General features: G+C 53.2%; 5 protein-coding genes. All 5 read right to left on the bottom strand.

Annotated elements, in window-relative coordinates; all coding sequences use genetic code 11:
* Nucleotides 1-804: alpha/beta hydrolase (locus GX030_08820; GenBank protein NLV92477.1), on the bottom strand; the 804-nt coding region annotated here is incomplete at its 3' end.
* Nucleotides 805-1042: 238 nt separating this feature from the next.
* Entirely contained in the window at nucleotides 1043-1624 is a 582-nt protein-coding gene (locus tag GX030_08815) for a TetR/AcrR family transcriptional regulator (protein NLV92476.1), read from the bottom strand.
* A gap of 28 nt (nucleotides 1625-1652) precedes the next feature.
* A complete protein-coding gene (locus GX030_08810) occupies nucleotides 1653-3215 on the bottom strand; it encodes a TolC family protein (protein NLV92475.1) in 1563 nt (520 codons plus the stop codon).
* Nucleotides 3216-3272: 57 nt separating this feature from the next.
* Entirely contained in the window at nucleotides 3273-4367 is a 1095-nt protein-coding gene (locus GX030_08805) for a TolC family protein (GenBank protein NLV92474.1), read from the bottom strand.
* A gap of 52 nt (nucleotides 4368-4419) precedes the next feature.
* The coding region (locus GX030_08800; protein ID NLV92473.1) for an efflux RND transporter permease subunit at nucleotides 4420-5072 on the bottom strand (653 nt) is incomplete at its 5' end.

The raw sequence follows: 5072 nt of genomic DNA, 5'->3' as shown, positions 1-5072 counted from the left end.
GGCGGTTTCAAAATGTCCGGTGTCATAACGCACCAAATCCCACCGCTCTGGAAAACCCGCCTGCTGATAGGCGTCCCTGAGGGCGGCATCAATGCGATCCAATCCTGCCGGTGGAGTCAAAGGATCGTAATTGCCGGCGATGGATAAATGGGGTCGGGGTACAATCAAAGCGTTGATCTCCGCGGTAGTGAAGTATTTCAATAGGCTGGGTACATAGTAGTAAATCCCATGACCATCGAGACCCCGGGCTTCCATCAGCGCCTGATAGTCCGTCAAACAACATAGATCGATACAAACCTTGACCCTGGTATCCAGCGCGGCTACCCACCAGGCCATGGTACTTCCCATGGATAGGCCCAGGGTACCAATTCTCGCTGGGTCAACGTCTTCCCGCTGGACGAGATAATCGATGGCCTTAAGACTGTCGTAGACCATCATCCCCCAAAGGACTCGACCCTGCCACAGCATCTCTTTGAACAGTTCTGATTCCCTTCGCCCTCGCCGTTCCCCAAAAAGCCAAGCGTCAATGGCCAGCACACTATATCCCGCTGCCGTCAAAGCCGTGGCATAATCCGGCGACTGCAGGAGATCCCGACCTCGGATCAGCTCGTCCTTCCCCAACTCATAGTCCCCACCATGGGCATGATTATAAAGCACCACGGGGGTTGGCCCTGTCACCTGCTTGGGACGAGCGAAGTAAGCGGGCACTGCCTCAATCCCATTGAGATCGAGAAGGAGCCTTTCCAACACGTAACCGGGATACTCCTCCGTTGCCACCAATTTAGCCTGCACCGGGCGCTCCATCTCTGGTAGATCGCCTAGCAGACCCAATAACTGCTGCCGTCTTGAATCCTGCTTTTCGCTATTCACCTTACCTCTCCCCACTAAAGGAATTTGTCCTCTTCATCTCTGTAATCATGTTACCGGTTACTGAGGAAATTCCTGCCAGGCTGCAGCCAGACCAGACGCAGAAGGAAAAAAACCAGCCAGAAACATCGATGTTCTGAGCTGGTTAATTAACCTCGAAGGCTTGTCCATGGCCTTAGGCGAATTGTCCCGTTATCCCTGGAGCCAGCAGGGCCGTCAGTTCCTCTACCAGGGTCTCTGTATCTAGCTCTCCGTTGGTCAGATGTATAGAGGCAACGGCAAAGGTTGTGGCCCCGATCAACACATCGACAACAACGGACGGCGTAATACCGGAATCGGGACAACAGATCTTGCCCACCCATTCTTCTATCATTTGTCGAGCCTGATAATGGCGGGCCATCAACTGTTCTCGAAGGATGTGATCGAGATTGACCAGATTCTGCCGAACCAAATCCGCAAATCCCATGTTCTCATCGAAGGTCTTGACATGGATTTCAATCAACTTGCGAATGGCTTCGGTGGCGGAGGAGCACTTCTCAATTTCCGTTTCTAATAGAGCAATCAGTTCGTCAATTCGATTCTCAATGCAGGAAGCAAACAAATCGGGCTTATTCTTGAAATATAGGTATACCGTACCCTTGGCAACTCCGGCCATCTCGGCAATAGTTTCAATCCGAGCCTTGGAATAGCCCAATTCGCCAAACAACTGGGTCGCCGCTTCCAGGATTCTCTTATGTTTGTCCGACGATGCAGCCAAGAGCTCGCCTCCTTTCCAGCCAAGATCCCTAGTTCAATACCAGGGCCCAATCCCCTATTGCCACCGCGTGCACCAATTTTTCGGCCGCCACTCCAATGGCCATCGCCAGCTCTGTCTTAGCTAGTTCATAGGTAAGTCCAGTAGCTTGCACTTCATTCTCCGCCTGGCGTACCATCAGGTCCACGTCTAACAGCTCGGTCTCAGTCACCGAACCCAGTTCAAAGAGCAGCTCCATCCGCTCCAGATTGCCCCGGGCCTGCTCCAGATAAGATTGTGCCAACTGATAGGCGGCCCAGGTTTGGGTCACCTTCTCCTGAGCTGCAAACACGGCAATGGATACACTGTCAACGAGACCCTCATAGAGCAGCTTGGCCCTCTGATACTCAGCGTCAGCCTCTCTAATTCTGGCCTCTTTCGCCCCTCCATCGCCCAAGGTATAGGAAAGTTCTAGACCGATAGACCAGGGATCTTGGTTGTCCCTTGACTCGTCGGGCAAGTAATCCTTGATTACTTCTGAGCCATGTTTGTTGATTATTTCTGGGATGAGCAGATCCATCAACCCCATGGGCGAAGGACTCGGTTCGCCCCATTGCTTGTTTGCCGAGACACTGGCTACCGCCATCCAATCGGTGTCGATGGAACCCATTAAGGTGACCTCTTCTGCTTGTTTGGTTCCTGCCAAAGACAGCTTCCAATCTCGTTTTCCCGCTAGGGATTCCACATTGATCCGGGCCATCTCTACCTGGTTTTCCGTAGCCAACAAGTCGTAGCGATGGGTCAGGGCATAGTTGACGGCCTCCTCATACTCCACTGGCCAACGAACCGGTGTCACGTCTTGGGTGGCTACCAAGTTCTCTGCCCACTGTCTCCCATTGGCCAGGAAATTGTGATCCAGACCAATGATCTGCAGCAATCCCAATACAGCCAGATCCACACCGCCGTTAGCGGCATTCAGCATCGTTTGGGCTTGTAACAGTTCATTCTGCGCCGTTAAGACATCCAGTGGCGTGGCCACCCCGGCTGCCAATTTCTCCGAGGCGATCTCAACCTTCCGCTGGGCGATAGCCACACTGGCCTCGGCTAAGCGATGGCCATTGACGGCTTCCACCAAGGCCATGTAGGCTGACTGTACCCGATACACCAGCTCAACCACAGCCTGTTGCTGGGCAATGGTGGCACCTTCGATGCCCAACTCGGTGATTTTCAGGCCCGCCTGTAGATCATTGTTGGGCTTTAGCGCCTGGGCCCAGGTGACCCTTCCCGACACAGTTCGGAAGGTGTCTTTGGCCATACCCAATTCCGGCGCGTTGGACACTTTGCCCTCCGCCCCCAGCTGAATTTGGGGCCATAAGCCTGCCTTGGCCTGCTCAAGTTGAGCCTGAGCCGCTTCCAGCTGGTAACCGGCAGCTTTAATACCCTTATCTGTGGTGAGAGCAACCTCGAGTATGTCCGCCAAAGTCTGGATATCATCGAGGTTGATGCCCTCGACACCGAGAGCATCAACCGATTGGATTGGTCCTATCATCAGCAACGCGATTAGCGTAGCAAGTATCGGTAGGAGCTTCCTCCCACCCCGCATCAAACTACCCATCTTCCCACTCCCTAAGTCCCAAAATGCTAGATCCGCTCTTGGCTTTGATTTCGCTCATCACCTTTTTAGAGCCGATGCCACTGCCCGGGAGTAGCGAGCCTTTGCCAGGTTGTAGTCAAAGACTGCATTAATGTATTCCGTCCTGGCATTGGTGACGGCCAATTGAGCATCCTGAACTTCGTTACTGGTAATCATGTTGGCTTCATAGGAAAGCTCCGACAAGCGCAAGGTCTCCAGAGCTTCCTCCACGCCCTTCTCCAGGACACTAAATCGCTCTTGGGCGTCCAGTACCGCTTGGTAACTCTGCCTAATTTCCAAGGTCAAGCCATCCTTGGCCACTTGGTACTGTAACTGGACCTTATCCAGATTGATTTTGGCCTGTTCCAGGGTCAACGGAGCGGTGTAATCGTTATCCGATAACTCCACGTTCTTCTGGGCAACCTCAATGGCCAACTCCAGCTGCTGGATCTCCAAGCGGTTGGCCAGTGCAAACTCCAAATCCTCCTTCAGATTCATCACTATCGGTTCAATGGAGAAGTCGGATCTGGCGGGAAATACCGGGGCGTCAAGATCTAGGCCCAGGGTTTGCCGAAATTTCATTAAAGCTAGGTCCCGACCATGGCGGGCCTGGGTCACGCCAGCTTGTGCACTGAGAACGTTTCGTGCCGCCTTGATGACATCGAGACGGGTTACGGTGCCCACTTCGAATTTTCTGGTCACAACATCCTCATGCCGCCGGGCAGAATCCAGGGCCTCTTCAGCAACTTGCAGCATATTTTCTGCCCGCAGAACATTATAGAAGTCCGTTTCCAGCGTCAAAGAGAGCTCATCTTCGGTAACCACCAGATCCTGCCGGGCAAGATCTAAGCCCGATTGAGCCTGCAGCAGCATCGTCGGTGATGGTCGCATGATCGCTGCTGCCTCCGCCTGCTTTAGGCCAAACTCAGCTTCCCGAACCGCCAGCTGCGCCTGTTTGAGAATTAGACTGTTTTCCTTGGCAATTTCCATCGCCTCTTCCAGGGTCAGTTCCCTGACCTCAACCCCGGCTTCGGAGGTAACGGTGGCTGTTTCAGCCAATACCCTTCCGCTTATCGCCAAGGTGACCAATAACAAGAACACCAGCACTTTCTTCCCAAGTTTTGTCCCCATCATTCTCGTCACTCCTTTGGTAACCTCTCATCCTAAACTGACTTTACCTAGAAGCCTACGCTCCAGCACCAATCCCTTCGTCTCGGGACTTGGCAGAACCAAAGAGACGTCTAAATCTTACCTTGATTCCGTCAAGAATCGAGTAGACGACGGGAATCACAACCAGTGTCAGTACCGTAGCTACCGTTAGTCCTCCGATGACTGCCATCGCAATGGGTTTTTGCATTTCGCTTCCCTCACCGGTGGCTAGGGCCAAGGGCAGCATCCCCAAGATAGTGGTCAAGGAAGTCATCAAAATCGGCCGCAGTCGCACCCTGCCGGCTTCGGCAATGGCAGCGTTACGAGGCATCCCTCGGCTTCTGAGAACATTCACGTAGTCAATCAACACAATTCCATTGTTAACGACGATACCGGCCAGGAGGATGATTCCGATCAATCCTGGGACATTGAGGGATAAGTTGCCGATCCAAAGGCCACCGGCGACACCGATGAAGGCCAAGGGCAGCGTAAACATGATGGCAAAGGGTTGGAGCAAGGATTCAAACTGAGCGGCCATCACCATGAACACCAGTACTATCCCTAACACCAAGGTCAAGGCCAACTGCTGAAAGGCCTCGGTCATCAGCTGATCCTGTCCGCCAAATTCTACTAACACACCATCGGGTAAGTCCATGTCCTCGAGAAGGGACGATACCTGCTGCATTACAG

The organism is Bacillota bacterium (genome assembly GCA_012727955.1).
Lineage (GTDB): Bacteria > Bacillota > Limnochordia > DTU087 > JAAYGB01 > JAAYGB01.
Note: the sequence above shows the minus strand (reverse complement) of the source record. Positions and strands in the feature narration are given on the sequence as shown.